General features: G+C 72.9%; 14 protein-coding genes. 7 read left to right on the forward strand and 7 right to left on the reverse strand.

What is annotated here, in order from left to right; genetic code table 11:
- Window positions 1–77 precede the first annotated feature (77 nt).
- Window positions 78–3,641, forward strand: a complete 3,564-nt coding sequence (locus AB0J93_RS23665; protein ID WP_363924502.1) for an adenylate/guanylate cyclase domain-containing protein — start codon at window positions 78–80, stop codon at window positions 3,639–3,641.
- A gap of 52 nt (window positions 3,642–3,693) precedes the next feature.
- Here AB0J93_RS23665 and AB0J93_RS23670 read toward each other — a convergent pair whose 3' ends face one another.
- A complete protein-coding gene (locus tag AB0J93_RS23670; RefSeq protein WP_363924503.1) occupies window positions 3,694–4,407 on the reverse strand; it encodes a lysophospholipid acyltransferase family protein in 714 nt (237 codons plus the stop codon).
- A 286-nt stretch (window positions 4,408–4,693) separates the two neighbouring features.
- Here AB0J93_RS23670 and AB0J93_RS23675 point away from each other — a divergent pair, with 286 nt between their 5' ends.
- On the forward strand, window positions 4,694–5,542 hold the full coding sequence (locus AB0J93_RS23675; RefSeq protein ID WP_363924504.1) for a DUF308 domain-containing protein: 849 nt from the start codon (window positions 4,694–4,696) through the stop codon (window positions 5,540–5,542).
- Window positions 5,543–5,717: 175 nt separating this feature from the next.
- The gene (locus AB0J93_RS23680; protein WP_363924505.1) at window positions 5,718–7,133 is read left to right on the forward strand and encodes a trehalose-6-phosphate synthase; all 1,416 of its coding nucleotides are present in this window, start codon (window positions 5,718–5,720) and stop codon (window positions 7,131–7,133) included.
- 31 nt (window positions 7,134–7,164) lie between these two features.
- On the opposite strand, the gene AB0J93_RS23685 is transcribed toward AB0J93_RS23680, so the two are convergent.
- The 6 genes from AB0J93_RS23685 to AB0J93_RS23710 form a co-directional block, all read right to left on the reverse strand.
- The gene (locus tag AB0J93_RS23685) at window positions 7,165–7,983 is read right to left on the reverse strand and encodes an alpha/beta fold hydrolase (RefSeq protein WP_363924506.1); all 819 of its coding nucleotides are present in this window, start codon (window positions 7,981–7,983) and stop codon (window positions 7,165–7,167) included.
- The gene (locus AB0J93_RS23690; RefSeq protein WP_363924507.1) at window positions 7,980–9,386 is read right to left on the reverse strand and encodes an NAD(P)-binding domain-containing protein; all 1,407 of its coding nucleotides are present in this window, start codon (window positions 9,384–9,386) and stop codon (window positions 7,980–7,982) included. Before AB0J93_RS23690 ends, AB0J93_RS23685 begins: the two co-directional genes overlap by 4 nt.
- A gap of 91 nt (window positions 9,387–9,477) precedes the next feature.
- Window positions 9,478–10,182, reverse strand: coding sequence for an endonuclease/exonuclease/phosphatase family protein (locus tag AB0J93_RS23695; protein ID WP_363924560.1), 705 nt, complete (start codon window positions 10,180–10,182; stop codon window positions 9,478–9,480).
- Window positions 10,183–10,205: 23 nt separating this feature from the next.
- Window positions 10,206–11,153, reverse strand: coding sequence for an ROK family glucokinase (locus AB0J93_RS23700; RefSeq protein ID WP_363924508.1), 948 nt, complete (start codon window positions 11,151–11,153; stop codon window positions 10,206–10,208).
- Between the two features lie 70 nt (window positions 11,154–11,223).
- Entirely contained in the window at window positions 11,224–11,940 is a 717-nt protein-coding gene (locus tag AB0J93_RS23705; RefSeq protein WP_363924509.1) for a hypothetical protein, read from the reverse strand.
- 40 nt (window positions 11,941–11,980) lie between these two features.
- Window positions 11,981–12,436, reverse strand: a complete 456-nt coding sequence (locus AB0J93_RS23710) for an SRPBCC family protein (RefSeq protein WP_363924510.1) — start codon at window positions 12,434–12,436, stop codon at window positions 11,981–11,983.
- Between the two features lie 146 nt (window positions 12,437–12,582).
- Here AB0J93_RS23710 and AB0J93_RS23715 point away from each other — a divergent pair, with 146 nt between their 5' ends.
- The 4 genes from AB0J93_RS23715 to AB0J93_RS23730 all read left to right on the forward strand — a co-directional run bounded on the left by AB0J93_RS23715 (window position 12,583) and on the right by AB0J93_RS23730 (window position 17,743).
- Window positions 12,583–14,382, forward strand: a complete 1,800-nt coding sequence (locus AB0J93_RS23715) for an AMP-binding protein (protein WP_363924511.1) — start codon at window positions 12,583–12,585, stop codon at window positions 14,380–14,382.
- Window positions 14,383–14,396: 14 nt separating this feature from the next.
- Complete coding sequence (locus AB0J93_RS23720) at window positions 14,397–16,091, forward strand: GAF domain-containing sensor histidine kinase (RefSeq protein ID WP_363924512.1); 1,695 nt, start codon at window positions 14,397–14,399, stop codon at window positions 16,089–16,091.
- A 7-nt stretch (window positions 16,092–16,098) separates the two neighbouring features.
- On the forward strand, window positions 16,099–16,767 hold the full coding sequence (locus AB0J93_RS23725; RefSeq protein ID WP_007072219.1) for a response regulator transcription factor: 669 nt from the start codon (window positions 16,099–16,101) through the stop codon (window positions 16,765–16,767).
- Window positions 16,768–16,933: 166 nt separating this feature from the next.
- Window positions 16,934–17,743, forward strand: a complete 810-nt coding sequence (locus tag AB0J93_RS23730) for an SAM-dependent methyltransferase (RefSeq protein WP_363924561.1) — start codon at window positions 16,934–16,936, stop codon at window positions 17,741–17,743.
- The last annotated feature ends 12 nt before the right edge of the window (window positions 17,744–17,755 follow it).

Consider the following 17,755-nt stretch of genomic DNA (forward strand, 5'->3'; position numbering starts at 1 on the left):
AGCCAACAGCCCGGTACCCGACAGAGCGCCGGGCGGCGATACTCGATGCTGCGCCCCGGGGCGTCGGGGGCCTGCCAGTGGAGGGTGTCATCGCCGCGCAGTGTGACCGCTGTGGACGTACCGCCGCCGAGGGCGACCGCTTCTGCGGTGGCTGCGGCGCGGAACTCGGTGCCGTCTGCCCGCACTGCCTGCGCCCGCTCGCGCCGGACGTGGCCTTCTGCACCTCCTGCGGGGCACCCCGGGCCGGCACGGACCGGCCGGCGACCATCAACCAGGAGGACCGCCGCCGGGTCAGTGTGCTCTTCGTCGACCTGATCGACTTCACCCCGTACGTCGAGCGGGCCGACCCGGAGCTGGTCCGGGGCATGCAGACCGGCTTCTTCTCCGCCGCCCGGCGGGTGGTCGGCCAGTACGGCGGGGTGGTGGAGAAGTACATCGGCGACGCGGTGATGGCGCTGTTCGGTGCGCCGGTGGCCACCGAGACCGACGCGTTGCGGTGTGTGCGGGCCGGGCTGGAGTTGCAGCGGGTGCTGACCCGGTTCACCCCCACCGGCACCGACGGGTTGCGCTTCCGGGTCGGGGTGGCGACCGGGGAGGCGCTTGTCGACGTGGCCGCCGCCCGCGACGGTGGGCAGGCGATCGTGGCCGGCGACGTGGTCAACACCGCCTCCCGGTTGCAGTCGGCGGCACCGCCCGGCGGGGTGCTTGTCGACGGCGCCACGCACGCGCTGACCCGGGACACCATCCGGTACGACGAGCAGCCCGCGGTCACCCTGCGCGGTCGGTCGGCACCGACCGAGGTGTGGCTGGCCCGGTCCGCCGTACGCCAGCAATCCACCGACCGGGAGCCGGACACCACCCCCCTGATCGACCGGGAACACGAGCTGGGCATGCTGGTCAACGCCCTGCACCGCAGCCTGCGCGACCGCCGACCCCAGGTGGTGACCGTCTTCGGCCGGGCCGGCATCGGCAAGAGCCGGCTGGTCCGTGAGCTGCACCGGCACACCGGCCGGCTGGTGGACGAGCCGCTGACCTGGCGGATCGGCCGATGCCCGCCGTTCGGCGAGAACGTCACGTTCGCCGCGCTGGCCGACATCGTCAAGGCCGAGGCGGGCATCCTCGACACCGACCCGGCGGCCAGCGCCGCGCAACGACTCACCGCCGCCGTCAGCGAGTTGGTCGGCGTCGCCGAGCGGGACCGGGTGGCCGACGCGCTGCGTCCGCTGGTCGGGCTGGCCGGCAACCCGCTGCCGGCGGAGGAGGCGGAATCGGCGTGGCGGCGGTTCCTGCTCGCGCTCGCCGCCCGCCGCCCCACCGTGCTGGTCTTCGAGGACCTGCACTGGGCCGACGACGCGATGTTGCGCTTCGTGGAGTTGCTGGGCGCGGCGGCCCGGGACGTACCGCTGCTGCTGCTGTGCACCGCCCGTCCCGAACTGGTCGACCGGGATCCGAGCTGGGCGGGAACCATCACCGGCTCGGTCACCATCGCCCTGCCGCCGTTGCGGGACACCGGCATCGCCGCGTTGTACGCGCACATGTTCGGCCAGGCCGCGTTCTCCGCCGACCTGCTGACCCCGCTGATCGAGGTGGCCGGCGGCAATCCGCTCTACGCCCACGAGTACGTCCGGATGCTGATCGAGCAGGGAGCGCTGCGGCAGTGCGGGCGTGGCTGGTCGCTGGAGAAGCACCTGGACCTGCCGATGCCGGAGAGTGTGCACGCGGTCATCGCCAACCGGGTCGACCTGCTCGACGCCAAGGACCGGGCGGTGCTGCTGGCCGCCGCGGTCGTCGGGGTGCAGTTCTGGCCGGGGGCGGTGGCCGCCGCCGTCGGACAGCCGGTCGAGTCCGTCGAGCGTGCCCTGCGTCGGCTGGAACAGCGGGACTTCGTCCACGAGCAGGCCGCCTCCACGATGGCCGGTCAACCGGAGTACCGCTTCCGGCACGTCCTGGTCCGCGACGTGTGCTATCAGCGGCTGCCCCGTACCGAGCGGGTGGCCCGGCACGAACGCACCGCCGACTGGCTGGACACGCTGTCGCAGAGCCGGGACACCGACCTGGCCGAGGTGCTGGCCCACCACCGCTGGGCGGCACACGAGATCGCCCGTTCGCTGGGCATGGAGACCCGTCGCTACGCCGCGCCGGCCCGGGCCGCGCTGCACCGGGCGGCGCGCCGGGCGTACGCGCTGCACGGGCTGGACGCCGCCGCCAGCCACGCGGGGCGGGCACTCGGCCTGGCCGACGACTCCGACCCGGTGGGCCGGCTCCAGTTGGAGCTGTTGAGCACCGAGATCTCGTTCTACCGCGACGGCAACGCCTTCCTCTCCGGCGGTGGTTCCGAGCAGGTGCAGGCGCTGGCCGACCGGCTGCTCGCGTACGGCGACGAGGCGTGCGCGGCGCGGGCCTGGACACTGCTCGGCCAGGCCGCGTGGCTGCGGGCCGACCGGCGGGCGGCGCTGGCCTGCCTGGACCGGGCGGTACGGCTGTTCGACCCGCTGCCGGACAGCGCGCAGAAGGCCGACGCCTTCGCCGAGTTGGGGCGGCTGCACATGCTCAACTACGAGCGTGATCCGGCGGTGGCGTCGGCCGACACGGCCGCGGAGATCGGTGAGCGGCTCGGGCTGACCGAGATCCGCACCAACGCCCGGATCACCGCGGCCACCGCCCGATACCAGGCCGGCGACCGGGCCGGGCTCGACGAGCTGTACGCCATCGTGGAGTTCAGCCGGGCCGGTCAACTCCTCGCCTTGCCCCGGGCCACCCAGAATCTCGCCTACGCGGTGCGCGAGGAGGGCGACTGGTTGCGCTCCGACGCCCTGCTCTCGGCGGCACCGGCCCGCACCGCGAGCGGGCAGACCCTGACCACCAGCTACTCGGGCGAGGCGATGCGGGCCTGGTTCGAGGGGGACTTCGGCCGACTGCTCGCCGCCGCCGAGGCGTTCGTGGACACTCCGACCGGCAGCTGGGACATGCAGGTACGCGGCCTGCGGTCGTGCCTGCTGGTGCTGCGTGGCCAGCCGGTGCCGCCGGGTCCACCCGCCGACGGGTCGCCGACCGGGGCACCGCCGCGCGACGACGTGGCCGCCGCGTTGGACACCGCGCGGCGCAGTGGCTTCCACCGGTTGCACTGGACGATGTTGGCGATGGGTGCGTTGTGCCGGGCGGTACAGGGTCGCCTCGACGAGGCCGCAGCGCTGGTCGACGAGCTGGCCGGGTCGTGGACGGCGGTGCCGGCGCTGGCCAGTGGCGAGTGGATCGCCGCGGCCAGCTGGGCGGCCAGTCTCGCCGGGCGCAAGCCCGCCGCCCGGGTACGCGCCATGCTCGACCAGGTCGGTCACCGTACGCCCTGGTCGGAGGCGGCGCTGCGGACCGTCACCGGCGCGCTGGCCGGGGCCGACGACAACCACCGGCACGCCGCCGAGCTGCACCTGGCCGCCGCGGAGACCTACGCCGGCATCCCCGACGTCACCGACCGGATGCTGGCGCTTACCTTCGCGGTACGCGAACTGACCCGCGCCGGCGACCATGCGGCGGCCGATGCGCCCCTGGCCGAGCTGCGCGCCTTCGCCCACCGCAACGGCGCACCGGGCCTGCTCGCCCTGGCCCATCCGCCCGCTGGCACCACGCAGACCCTCGCCTCCTGAACCGCGGCAGGCCCGGCCCCTCCCGCCCGGTCTGCTGCCCTGGGTGGGCGGCTCAGGCCGCGACGGGTGTGGCGGGCGTCGTGGTGGTCGCGGTGGGCCGGGTCTTGAGCTGCTGGGCGTAGACGTCGACGTACTCGCGGCCGGAGAGTTCCATCAACTCGTACATGATCTCGTCGGTGACCGCGCGCTCGACGAACCGGTCGCCGGCCAGCCCGGCGTAGCGGGAGAAGTTCAGCGGCGGGCCGAAGCGGATCCGGACCCGCGCCAGGTTCGGGACGAGCTGACCGGGTGGCTGGATCTCGTCCAGGTTGAGCATCACCACCGGTACGACCGGCGCACCGCTCTCCAGCGCCAGCCGGGCCACCCCGGTCTTGCCCCGGTAGAGCCGACCGTCGGGCGAGCGGGTGCCCTCGGGGTAGATGCCGGCGATGCCGCCGGCCCGCAGCACGTTCAGCTGGGTGTCCAGCGCGGCGCGGGCGGCTCGGCCGCCGGAGCGGTCCACCGGGATGGTGCCGGTGCCGGTGAAGAACATCTTGGTCAGCCAGCCCTTGATCCCCTTGCCGGTGAAGTACTCCGCCTTGGCCACGAAGGTGACCTTCCGGGGCACGATCAGCGGCGTGAAGATCGAGTCGGAGAAGGAGAGGTGGTTGCTGGCCAGGATGACCGGACCGGTGGGCGGTACGTGGTGCAGACCCTCCACCTGCGGCCGGAAGATGAGCCGCAGCAGCGGGCCGAGCAGCACGTACTTCAGCAGCCAGTAGAGCACCGGCCATCCTCTCCCCAGGTGTTTGTCACCGCGGACCGCGCCGGGTCGGGTGATCGTGACACGAGCCTACGAACCGTCGGCCAGCCGCGGCAACGGACGCTCGGCCCGAAATCGCCCGTCACGTTCGGTGCCGGACCGACCCCCGGGCCGGCGTCGGACCGTACGCCGCGCCACAAGGCACTCCCCGAACCCACCCTCGACGTGTCACGATTCAGGGCACGGGGCGTGCGGGGGCGCGTCGAGGGGCTGCGGGGCGCGCCGGTGGCGCGATGAGGAGGATGGTCCGGTGTCAGCGGGTGGGGCCCGCCGGGGACGGCGGGACAACGGTCTCGACGCGAGCGAGTACGCCATCGCCGGCGATGTCGATCCGCGCGTCGGCGAGCACCTGCTCGACGTGCTGGCCGCCGGCGGGATCGCCGCCTACCTGCAACCGTCGGCTGACCTGAACCCGGTCACCCGCACCACCACCGTGCCACCCCGACCGGTGGACCGGCTCTACGTGGACCGCTCGCACCTGAGCACCGCCCGGGATTACCTCAGCCAGCTCGCCGACGAGACCGGCGACGCCCGCGCCAGCGAGGAACCGGACATCGACGCCGAGTGGGAGCGGATCGTCGCCGGCTTCCACGCCCCGCCGGACTCCGGCGACCATCCGTGGCCCGCCGCCGAGAACGTGGACGACCCGGCCGGGCGGGGCGGTGGCACGGCCACTGCCACCCGGCCCGGCTCCGAGGAGCCCGGCCCGGCCGCCACCGACGTACGCCGGCTGCCGTACGCCGCCGACATCTCCGGCGTCTCGTTGGGACGTGGCCCCCGGGACGGGGAGGGGCCGTCGCTGCTGGACGGCCTGGACACCTTCGGCGCGGAGCTGCCCGACGACCCGGATGACAACGAGCGCTACGTACCGCCGCCACCACCACCGCTGCCCCGGGTGTCGAAGTTCGCGATGGCCGGCATCCTCGCCGTGCTGCTCGGCTTCGTGCTGTTCCTCTTTCCCGATCTGCTCCCCGCCGACCAGGGCATCGTGACGCTGCTCGGCTTCACCGGCATCCTCGCCGGCTTCGTCACGCTTGTGTGGCGGCTGCGTCCGGGCGATGCCGACGATCGCGACCCGGACGACGGCGCCGTCGTCTGATTCGCCGCGCAGGGTAGCCGTCCGGATACCGGGACGGCGACCGCCCGTGCCGACGTGCGTAACAGTGGTGTAACTTACTGTCAGTAGGAATACCGCAGTACGTCACGTCACCCGCCGACTGCCCGGTTGTTCCTCCCTCGTGGCGGTCACTCCCCTGCTGATCGGAATGCCCGAGATGCGACAGAGTTCCCTCGTGGTGGTGGCCAACCGCCTACCCATCGACGACAGTGTGGCCCCCGACGGTGCCTGCGAGTGGCGGCGCAGCCCCGGTGGGCTGGTCAGCGCGCTGCACCCGTTGCTGCGCCACACCCCCGCCACCTGGGTCGGCTGGGCCGGCGGGACCGGTCCCGCGCCCGCCCTGCCCGACATCGACGGGGTACGGATGCACTCCGTGCCGCTCAGCGGCGAAGACCTGCGCGACCACTACGAGGGCTTCGCCAACGCGACCCTCTGGCCGATCTACCACGACGCGGTCGAGCAGCCGCAGCACCACCGACGCTGGTGGGACGCCTACCTACGGGTCAACCAGCGGTTCGCCGAGGCCACCGCGCAGGTCGCCGAGGCCGATGCGGTGGTCTGGGTGCAGGACTACCACCTGCAACTGGTGCCGGGGCTGCTCCGCACCCTCCGACCCGACCTGCGCATCGGCTTCTTCCTGCACGTGCCCTTCCCGCCACCGGAGCTGTTCATGCAGTTGCCCCGCCGGGCCGAGCTGCTGCGCGGGATGCTCGGCGCCGACCTGGTCGGCTTTCAGCGGGCCCAGGCGGCGCACAACTTCGCCCAGCTGGTGACGAAGGTGCTGGGGCTGCCGGCCACCGACCGGCGGATCGGGATCGAGGACCGGGTGGTGCGCATCGGCGCGTTCCCGGTGTCGATCGACACCGTCGAGATGGCCGCGTTGGCCGACCGCCCGGACGTGGCCGACCGGGCTCGCCGGCTGCGTCACGACCTGGGCAGCCCCGACCAGGTGATCCTCAGCGTCGACCGGATGGACTACACCAAGGGCATCGAGCAGCGACTCAAGGCGTACAGCGAGTTGCTGGCCGGCGGGCACGTCAAGGTCCGCGACACGGTCCTGGTGCAGGTGGCGGTGCCCAGCCGGGAGCGGGTCAGCCAGTACCAGATCCTCCGGGACCGGGTGGAGCGGGAGGTCGGGCGGATCAACGGGGAGTTCGGCCGGGTGGGCGAGCCCGCCATCCACTACCTCACCCAACCGTTCGACCGCGCCGAGTTGGCCGCGCTCTACCGGGTCGCCGACGTGATGGCGGTGACCCCGCTGCGCGACGGCATGAACCTGGTTGCCAAGGAGTACGTCGCCGCCCGGGTCGACGACACCGGCGCGCTGCTGCTCAGCGAGTTCGCCGGGGCCGCCGCCGAGCTGCCGCAGGCGTACCTGGTCAACCCGCACGACCTGGAGGGGCTCAAGCAGGGCCTGCTCGCGGCGTTACGAGCCGACCCCGCCGACGTACGGGAGCGGATGCGATCCATGCGCGCGCACCTGCACGAACACGACATCCGGGCCTGGGCCCGCTCCTATCTGTCCACGCTGGATCAGAGCGGTTCGATGCTCACCCGTCTCGGCGGCGGTTGAGACCGGCCCGCCGGGCCAGGCCCGCGACGCCTCAGCCGAGGTCGTCGCGGGCCGGTTCCTTGACCAGCCAGTCGAGGATCGCGTCGATCGGCTCCCGCCACCGGGCGTCGAGCATCAGGTCGTGCCCCATACCGGGAAAGAGCAGCGGAGCCGAACCGTACCGCCGGGCGGCGCGGGTCAGCGCCGAGGCCGGCACCACCCGGTCGTCCGGGCTTCCCAGCACCAGCACGGGCGGGTCACCCACCGCCGGCTCCGGCTCGACGCCGGTCAACAGCTGCCACTGGGCCCGCCGGGCCGCCCGCCCCAGCCGGGCGACGTGCCGCCGGGCGTCGGCGTCGGGCAGCTCGCCGCTGAACAGCTGCCTGCGGTTCAGCCGCAGCCCGGCGCCGAACACCGCCGGCAGGGTACCGAACGGGTTGCGACGCAACGCGGTGCCGAACGTCGCCCAACCGCCGAACACCGGCGCCACCAGCACCGCCGCCCGGGCCGGATAGCGGGCCATGGCGTGCGCGACCACCAGGGCCCCGGCGCCGTGCCCCACCAGCACCGCCCGGCGCGGCAGGCTCGCCGCCACCTGGACCACGTCGTGGGCGTACGCCGGCAGGCTCGCCTCCGGTGCCGGCTCGCTGCCGCCGTGCCCGCGCAGGCTGACCGCGTAGGCGCTGAAGCCACGGGCAGCGACATGTCCGAGCCAGTTCTCCGCGTACGCCCAGGCACCGTGGCCGAAGCCCGGCACGAACAGCAGCGGTGGTCGCCCCTCCTCCAGCTCCGGGACGGCGCTGAGCACCTCACGCCGGACCGGGCGCACCGGCCGCGCCCACTCCCAGCTGCGCATCACCCGCTCGGTCACTTGCTCTCCAGCTCGCGTAGGGCGCGCTCCAGCGCGCGCAGGTAGTCGGCGTGCCCGACCTCGAACCAGTGCCGGGTCGAGTCCTTCACCTGTCCCGAGTAGCGCTCGCCGGCCCCGGCACGGACCCGGGCGGCGAAGGCCGTGGCCCGCTCCGGACGGCTGGCACGCAGCCGCAGCAACCGGGCGAAGAGCACGGCCTGCCAGTGGGCCAGGGTGAAGATGCCGGAGTCCGGCTGGAGCAGCCCGGTCACCGCGAGCGTGGGATGGTCCGGTACGAGGGCGTTGAGCCACAGCCGGGGTCGACCCACCCCCTCGTCGTCGCCGAGGATCTTCCCGTCGAGGAACTCGAAGCGCGGCAGGTAACCGGTGGCGAAGACGACCAGTTCCGGGTCGATCTGCCGGCCGTCGGTCAGTTCCACCGAGTGCGGGTGGAAACGCTCGATGTCCGGCACCGGGGCGATCGCGCCGTGCCCCACGTGGTAGACGAGCAGACTGTTGGCGATCGGATGTGTCTCGTACACCCGGTGGTCCGGTTTCGGCAGGCCGAAGCGGGTCAGGTCGCCGACGGTCAGGCGCAGCGTCCGGTGGTAGAGCCACTGCCGTACGCGCAGCGGCACCCGCAGCGCCAGCAGCAGGTCGTTGACCTGGTCGGCGGGGCGACCGAAGACGTACTTCGGGGCGTACCAGTAGCCGCGGCGGGTGGAGTGCCAACAACGCGACGCCTGCTGGGCGGCCTCCACGGCGATGTCGCAGCCGGTGTTGCCGGCGCCCACCACCAGCACCCGCTTGCCCCGCAGCTGTGCCGAGTCCTTGTACGACGAGGCGTGCATGACCTCGCCGCGGAACTGCTCCAACCCCTCGTAACGGGGCAGCTTCGGTGACCAGTTGTGCCCGTTGGCGATCATCACCGCGGCGTACCGGGAGGTGCGCTCGGGGCCGTAGCCGCCGGTGCTGCGGGTGGTGACGTCCCACCGGCCGTCGGCGACCGGCTCGACCCGCACCACCTCGGTGCCGAACCAGATGTGCCGGCGCAGGTCGAAGTGGTCGGCGTAACGCTCGAAGTACGACAGCAGCTGGCTGTGGTGCGGGTAGTCCGGCCAGTGGTCGGGCATCGGGAAGTCGGGGAACTGGGTGAACGGCCGCGACGAGATCAGGTGGGTGCTGGCGTACACCGGGCTGCGGTCGTGCCGCCAGTTCCAGGCGCCACCGACGCCGGTCTCGCGTTCGTAGCAGTCGACCCCGAAGCCGTGCTCGGCGAGGTTCTTGACGGCGGTCAGGCCGCTGGCACCGGCGCCGATGACGCAGACGGTGTCGCCCCGGTCGGAGACCGGACGGCCGTCGTGGCCGCGGGCGAGCGTGGTCGTCTCCGGATCTGGCCGGCCGGGCTCGGTGGAGGTGGGCACCGGGGATCTCCTTCGTCTCGGCACGAGTGCCGGGTCGCGCGAAATCCTCTCCACAACGGAGCGGGATGTCCAGCCCGGCGGCCGGCCGGTCTCAGGCGGTGGCGGGCAGCAGCAGGTCGACCAGGACCGGGAAGTGGTCGCTGGCCCGCCGGGTCAGCGGGGTGTCCACCACGTCGTAGTCGACCACGGTGATCCGCGCATCGACGAACAGGGCGTCGATGCGCCGTCGGGGGTCCGCGCACGAGTAGGTGAGCCGGTCGGTCCGGTCGGCCGCCACCGCCGCGTCGGTCAGCCCGTCGGCGATGGTGCGCCACGCCGGCCCACCCGGCTCCTCGTTGAGGTCGGCAGCGGCGATCACCGGGTGCGCTGCGGCGGTCAGGTCCCGCTTGAACAGCTCGGCCTGGCCGGGACGCTCGGCAGGATCGGTGGACAGGTGTGACCCGGCCACCGTGAACCGGGCGGAGGTGCCCACCCGACAGTCGGCGTACGCGGCGCCGCGCAGGTGCCGGCCGGGGGTGAGCGGGAAGCGCCGGCAGCGGGTGTCGGTCACCCGCACCCGGAGGCTTGTCAACACCAGGTTGCCAAGCGACGGCAGCCCGCCGGCGGCGACCACCAGACCGAACGACTCGGCCAACGCGGCCGACTTCTCCCGCCACCGGAACCGGCGCGGCCCCTCCTGGACGATGACCACGTCCGGTGCCGCCTCGCGCACCACCGTGGCCAGCGCGGCGGTGTCGTCGCGCTGGCCGTGGACGTTGTACGACAGCACGCGCAGCGGCACACCGGGTGCGGTCACCGGGTGCGGCGTCGAGGACACCGCTAGATCCGCCGGGCCAGGTCGGCGGCGCCGATGACCCCGGCGGAGTTGCCGAGTTCGGCTGGCCGGATCTCGGCCACCGGCAGCCGGCTGCGCTGCGCCAACGCCTCGGTGAACGAGCGACGGGTGGGGCCCATCAGCAGGTCACCGGCGTCGATGACGCCACCGCCGACGACCAGGATCTGCGGGTCGAGGATCTGCGCCATGTCGGCCAGGCTGGTGCCGAGCCAGCGGCCGACCTGCGCGAACGCCTCGGCCGAGACCGGGTCGCCGCCCTTGGCCGCGGCGGTGACCATCGGGCCGGTGATCGCTTCGGCCTCCCCGTCGGCCAGTTCCAGCAGGGCGGCGGCCCGGTGCGGCTCCTGCCGGGCGGCGGCCCGGGCGAACCGGACCAGGGCGCTGCCGCTGGCGTACTGCTCGATGCAGCCGAGTCGGCCGCAGCCGCACTGGTGGCCGTCGGGAACGGTGAGCATGTGGCCCAGTTCGGCGGCGATGCCGTGGGCACCGCGCACCAGCTCACCGCCGAGCACGATGCCGCCGCCGACGCCGGTGCCGATGGTGAACATGACCATCGAGTCGTCCGCGTGGCGGGCGGCGCCGTAGCGGAACTCCGCCCAGGCTGCCACGTTGCCGTCGTTCTCGACGATGACCGGCAGTCCGACCGCCGCGCTGACGTACGCCCGCAGCGGCTCGTCCCGCCACGCCAGGTTGGGGGCGAAGAGCACGGTGGAACGGCTGGCGTCGATCCAACCGGCCGCGCCGATGCCGACCGCCCGGATGTCGTGGCCGGCGGCCAGTTCGGCGACCAGCTCGATGATGACGTCGCGGGTCTTGCCGACGTCGTCGGCGGGGGTGTCCCGTCGGGTCTGCACGAGGACCGTGCCGGTGTCGTCGACGACACCGCCGGCCACCTTGGTGCCACCGACGTCGACTCCGATGGTCAGCGTCACCGCTGCCACTCCCCTCTGCTGTGCCACCCCGCGCACACCTGCCCTCGCCGGTGGTGCGGGTCGTCCGTGATCAGGCCCCGTCGCCTGGTGCGCCCTGCCGCCCGCCGGGCACGGTTCGGCCGTCCGGTGCGGGCTCGTCACCCGGCGCGGGTTCGCCGTCGGGTACCCGGGAGGCGGGCACCACGCGACGCTCGGTCGACGTCCGGCGTCCGGCCGGTGCGACCGGCCCGGCGGCGTCGACGGGCACGGCGGCCGGGACGGTGACGTCCTCCGCCCGGGTCGCGGCGGACCAGACGTCCCGCTCCGGTGCCGGCTGAGAATCATGCCCGGTCCGGGTCGCCTCGCGCCACACGTGGTCGTCGTACGGATCGGCGGAGGCGGTGGCGGTGGCATCGGCGGCGGGCCCCGACGCCGGTCCGGCGGCCGGCTCGCCCGGCGACTCGGCCGGGGCGAAGGCACGCAGGAAACTGGCCAGGCCAGCGGCCAGATCCCCGGCACCGGTGGCCAGTCGTTCGGCGAACTCGGGGCTGGGGTCACGCAACGCGGCGATGCCCCGGCATACCGGGCATACGCAGCACTCGGCCGCACCGGTGGCGAAACCACCCCCGGTGCCACCGGACGCGGCCCCCGGGGCCTCGTTGTGACCGAGGACACCGGTCACGATCCCGCCGAGCGGGCCCAGCGGTACCGCCGCCGGGTTGGCGGCGGCCAACCGTACGGTGGCCAGCAGAGTGGCGACCAGCCGCTCCGCTTCTTCCCGGGCCGTGCCCGGATCTGTCGCACCCATGCTGGGCTCCTCTACCGCGGCGACCGGGTCGCCGGACGCGTCACTGCGCCGCACCGGATGCTTCTACCCGGCGCTTGAGCTGCTTCAACGCGGCATCCATGATCATTTTTTCGGCCTTGCGACGGAACATGCCGAGCATCCCGACCGCGAGTTCCACCTCCAGGGTGTAGGTCACGGTGGTACTCCCGTCGGCGTTGGCCACCAGGTCGTACGCGCCCCGCTGCGCCTTCTGCATCTTCGACGGGGCCACCAGGTGCCACTCGATGCGGGACAGGTCGTCGGCGTAGGCGTACGCCAGCACGTACTCGTCGGCCATCACCGTGGCGTCGAGGACGAAACGGACCTGACTGGCGTAACCGTCCTCGTACTCCTCGATCACCTCCGCCTCGCGAACCGCGTCGGTCCACTCCGGGTAGCTCGGGAAATCACAGATGACCGCGGCCACCCGGTCCGGTGACGCGCCGATGATGATCGACTGGGTGGAGGAGTCCGCCATGCTGGGAGGCTACCGTCCGGTGACCCCCCGCGCGCCGCGCCGCCCACCTGCGGTGTGCTCCCGGCCGGCCGGGCGGGTAGGTTTCGACAAAGCCACCGGCGCAGGTGGCGGCCCCGACCCGGTCCCGTGAGCACGAGGGAGTGCAGGTGCGCGAGTTCACCGTCCCGCCGATCGTCACCGTCGGCGATTCGGCCAACCTCACCGATCCGGTCTGGGACAACGCCGAGACCGCGCCCGACGCGGTGCAGTTCGCCCGCCGCGACGCGGCGGGTGGCTGGGTCGACGTGACCTGCCGGCAGTTCCGCGACGAGGTGGCCGCGGTCGCCCGCGGGCTGGTCGCCGCCGGGGTGCAGCCGGGCGACCGGGTGGCGCTGATGAGCCGCACCCGTTACGAGTGGACCCTCGTCGACTACGCCGTCTGGGCGGCCGGCGCGGTCACCGTGCCGATCTACGAGACCTCAAGTGCCGAGCAGGCGGCCTGGATCCTGGGCGACTCCGGTGCGGTGGCCGTCGTGGTGGAGACCACCGCGCACGCCACCCTGGTGGCCGGCGTCCGCGACCAGTTGCCCGCCCTGTCCCACGTCTGGCAGATCGACCTGGGTGGCGTGGACGACCTGATGACCGCCGGCGCGGAGGTGGAACCGACCGAGATCGACCGCCGCCGCGCGGGCCTGCGTTCCACGGACGTGGCGACCATCATCTACACCAGCGGCACCACCGGCCGGCCCAAGGGCTGCGTACTGACCCACCGCAACATGTACGCCGACATCGCCAATGCCGTCCCGGTGCTGCCGAACCTGTTCGGGCCGAACGCGTCGACCCTGCTGTTCCTGCCGCTCGCGCACGCCTTCGCCCGGCTCATCCAGATCGGCGTGGTGCAGGCCCGGGCCACCATGGCGCACTGCTCGGACACCAAGGATCTGGTCGCCCAGCTCCAGGAGTTCAAGCCGACCTTCGTCCTGTCGGTGCCGCGCGTGTTCGAAAAGGTCTACAACGGCGCCAAGCAGAAGGCCGAGGCCGGCGGCAAGGGCAAGATCTTCGCCCGGGCCGAGGCGGTCGCCATCGCGTACAGCGAGGCGCTGGAAACGCCCGGCGGTCCCGGCCTGGCGCTGCGGGCCCAGCACGCGCTCTTCGACCGGCTGGTCTACGGCAAGCTGCGGGCCGCGCTCGGCGGGCGCTGCCGCGATGCGATCTCCGGCGGCGCACCACTCGGCGCCCGGCTCGGCCATTTCTTCCGGGGCATCGGCGTGACGGTCTGCGAAGGCTACGGCCTGACCGAGACCTCTCCCGCCGCCTCGGCCAACCTGCCCGGATTCACCCGGATCGGCACGGTCGGCCGGCCGCTGCCCGGCGTGACCATCCGCATCGACGACGACGGCGAGGTCCTCGTCGCCGGTGATCTCATCTTCCAGGGGTACTGGCACAACGACGCGGCCACCGCCGAGGCGATCACCGCCGACGGCTGGTTCCGCACCGGCGACCTGGGTTCGCTCGACGGTGACGGCTACCTGACCATCACCGGCCGGAAGAAGGAGATCATCGTGACGGCCGGCGGCAAGAACGTCGCCCCCGCCGTGCTGGAGGACCAGGTCCGCTCGCACCGTCTGGTCAGCCAGTGCGTCGTGGTGGGTGACCGGCAGCCGTTCATCGCCGCGCTGGTCACCCTGGACGAGGAGGCCCTGCCGGGCTGGCTGGAGTCGGCCGGGCTGCCGGCCGACACCGGGATCGAGGAACTGCGCCAGCACGACGGGCTGCGCGCGGAGATCCAGGCGGCCGTGGACCGGGCCAACCAGTCTGTCTCCAAGGCCGAGGCGATCAAGGTCTTCCGGGTGCTGCCGCGCGACTTCACCGAGGCGACCGGGGAGTTGACCCCGTCGCTGAAGGTCAAGCGCCAGGTCGTGCACAAGACGTACGCGGCGGAAATCGCCGACATCTACCGCGGCTGACTACCATCCGTCACGTGCCCGCCTCCACATCCGCCCTGGCCCGCTCGCACCCGCTCGCCGCGGCGGCACGCGTCGTCGTGCTCACACTGGTCGCCGTCCTGACGCTGTTCGCCACCCGTGACGTGAGCCAACTGTGGTGGATCGTCCTGCTGGCGCTGGCCGGGCTACCGGCGATGCTGGCCCCCCAGCACCGGCTCGTCGGCCCGCTCAGCCGGGTGGCGGAGGTGGTGGTGCTCGGTCTGGCGGCCAGCCAGGTCGCCGCGGTGGCCACCGTCGGCGGCCACATCGGCGGGCTGGGTGCCTCCGCGGTGCTGCCCTACCTCGCGGTGCCGGTCACCGTCACGGCGTTGCGTCGCCGGTTCCGTGAGGGCGCGGCGCTGATCGCCGTGACCGCCGGCAGTCTGCTGGTCGCCGGCGCGGTCACCGAGGTCGGCGGGGTTCGCCAGCTCAGCCAGCCCGGCTACCTCGCCGTCTGCGCGCAGTGGCTGATCCTGGCCGCCCTCGGTCTCTACGCTGCCGGCACCCTGCACCGGGTGATGCAGGCCCGCCACGACAACAAACCCCAGCCGTACGCGGAGGCGACCCGGCTGCTGACCCAGTTGCGTACGGTGGCCCGCCAACTGCCCGGCGCCACCCTGGATCCGGGCGGCATCTCCGAGCACCTGTTGGAGGAGCTGCGCACGGTGGCCCGTACCGACCGGGGCGCGGTGCTCTCCGCCAGCGGTGGTGGCCGGCTGGTGGTGCTCGCCCAGCTCGGTGCGGACCGGGTCGACTGGGAGACCACCATCGACGCGGACTCGGCCATCGCCGACGCCTGGGCGAGTCAGCAGTCGCAGACCTCGGCCCGCTCGCAGTCCCGCTCACACCGCGGTGGTGAGGTCTCGGCGCTGATCGTGCCGCTGGTGGCCGGGTTGCGCACGGTGGGCCTGGTGGTGCTGGAGACCGACACGGCGCACGCGTACCCGCCACCGGTGGTGGCGCAGGTGACCGGGCTGACCGGCCCGGCCGCGCTACGCCTGGAGGCCGCCCTGCTCTTCGACGAGGTGCGCTCGCTGGCCACCAACGAGGAACGGCAGCGGCTGGCCCGGGAGATCCACGACGGGGTGGCCCAGGAACTGGTGATGGTCGGCTACGGCATCGACAACGCCCTGGCCACCGTGCACGACGACGCGGAGGAGACCGCCGAGTCGCTGCGCCTGCTGCGCCAGGAGGTGACCCGGGTGATCACCGAGCTGCGGCTGAGCCTGTTCGAGCTGCGCAGCGAGGTGGACCGGCACGGTGGCCTGGCCGCCGCGATCGCCGAGTACGCGCGCACCGTCGGTGCCTCCGGTGGACTGCGGGTGCACCTGTCCCTGGACGAGTCCACCGCCAGGCTGCCCGCCGCGACCGAGGCCGAGTTGCTGCGCATCGCCCAGGAGGCGGTCACCAACGCCCGCAAGCACGCCGGCGCGGCCAATCTCTGGGTCACCTGCGAGGTGGACCCGCCCTACGCGCAGATCGAAGTGTCGGATGACGGTCACGGCATAGGTGACCAGCGCTCGGACGGGCACTATGGTCTTGCGATCATGGCCGAGAGAGCGGAACGTATCCGAGGCCGGTTGGAGATCAGGCCGCGGCAGCCGAGCGGGACGACCGTCGCGGTGGTGGTCGGTTCACCGCCCCGGCGCGATAACGTTCGCGGTAGCGCCGCCGCAGCAGAAGGGGAGTAAGCCGAGGATGACCACAAGCCCGACACCGGCAACCCGTACCAAGGTCCTCCTTGTCGACGATCACGACTTGATCCGCAAGGGCCTGCGGCACGCCTTCGAGCGCGACCGGCAGTTCGAGGTCGTCGGCGAGGCGGCCACGGCGGCGGAGGGCGTCCGGCAGGCCGGTGCCCTGCAGCCGGACGTAGTGATCATGGATCTGCGACTGCCCGACGGCAGCGGCCTGGAGGCCACCCGGGCGCTGCGCAAGTCCAGCGCGTCGATGGGCATCGTGGTGCTCACCATGTACGCCGGCGACGACCAGCTCTTCGGGGCCCTGGAGGCTGGCGCCAGCGCGTTCGTGCCGAAGACCGCGCCGGCCGACGAGGTGGTCGCCGCCGCCCGGCACGCCGCCTCCTCCCCCAGCGCCTTCACCGCCGCCGACCTGGCTGAGGCGATGAAGCGTCGACTCGCCCCGTCCGGCCCGCAGCTGTCCCCCCGCGAGGGACAGGTGCTGCGGCTGCTCGCCGACGGGATGAGCGTCGCCGGGATCGCCAAGCAGCTGTTCGTCAGCGAATCGACCGCCAAGACCCACATCTCGAAGCTCTACGAAAAGCTCGGCGCGGCCAACCGGGCGCAGGCGCTGATGACCGCACTGCGGCTCGGTCTGCTCGAGGCACCGGACGCGCCGAAGTTCTGACCGACGCGGCACCGAAGGGGATCCGTGTCCCGCCGGCCACGGCGGGGCACGGATCTTCGCATCGATCGCCCTCCGGCACGGAACGGCTATGGCCTCCCTTGCGAAAGCGGGGCAGAATACCCGCCGGGGCGCCGTCGCCCCGAGGACGTGCGAAGGGGTGAGGGCATTGCAGCGGCCGGACTGGGCACCCGAGACAATCGATGTCGAACGTCCCAGCGTCGCCCGCATGTACGACTACTACCTCGGCGGCTCACACAACTTCGCCGTGGACCGGGCGACCGCCCGCGCGATGGTGGCGGCGGTGCCACAGGCACCGCTGATGGCCCAGGCCAACCGCGCTTTCCTGCGCCGGGCCGTGCAGTTCCTCACCGACGCCGGCATCCGGCAGTTCCTGGACATCGGCTCCGGGATCCCCACGGTGGGCAACGTGCACGAGATCGCGCAGCGGCACGCCCCCGACTCGCGGGTGGTCTACGTCGACGTCGACCCGGTCGCCGTGGCGCACAGTCGGGAGATCCTGGCCGGCAACGACCGCACGGCGGTCATCCAGGAGGATCTACGCCAGCCCGACCGGATCCTGGCCCACCCCGACGTCCGCGCGATGCTCGACTTCTCCCAGCCGATGGCCGTGCTGGTGGTGGCGGTGCTGCACTTCGTCGCCGACGACGACCGGCCGGCCGAGGTGCTGCGGACCCTGCGGGCGGCGCTGGCCCCCGGCAGCTACCTGGTCCTGTCGCAGGCCAGCGACGACGGCCGGGACGAAGCCGAGCGGGCCGAGGCCGAGGAGGTCTACCGGCGTACCGACAACCCGCTGTGGGTACGCAGCCGGGCCGAGCTGACCGGGTTCTTCGACGGCTTCGAGCTGGTCGAGCCCGGCGTGGTGTGGGTGCCGCAGTGGCGTCCGGAAACCCCGGAGAGCGCCGAGGACGCCGAACGGGCGGTGTTCCTCGGCGGGGTCGGGCGCCTTCGTGGGTGAGCCTCCGGACGG

This window comes from Micromonospora sp. NPDC049374 (assembly GCF_040677165.1).
In the GTDB taxonomy this organism is placed as follows: Bacteria; Actinomycetota; Actinomycetes; order Mycobacteriales; family Micromonosporaceae; genus Micromonospora.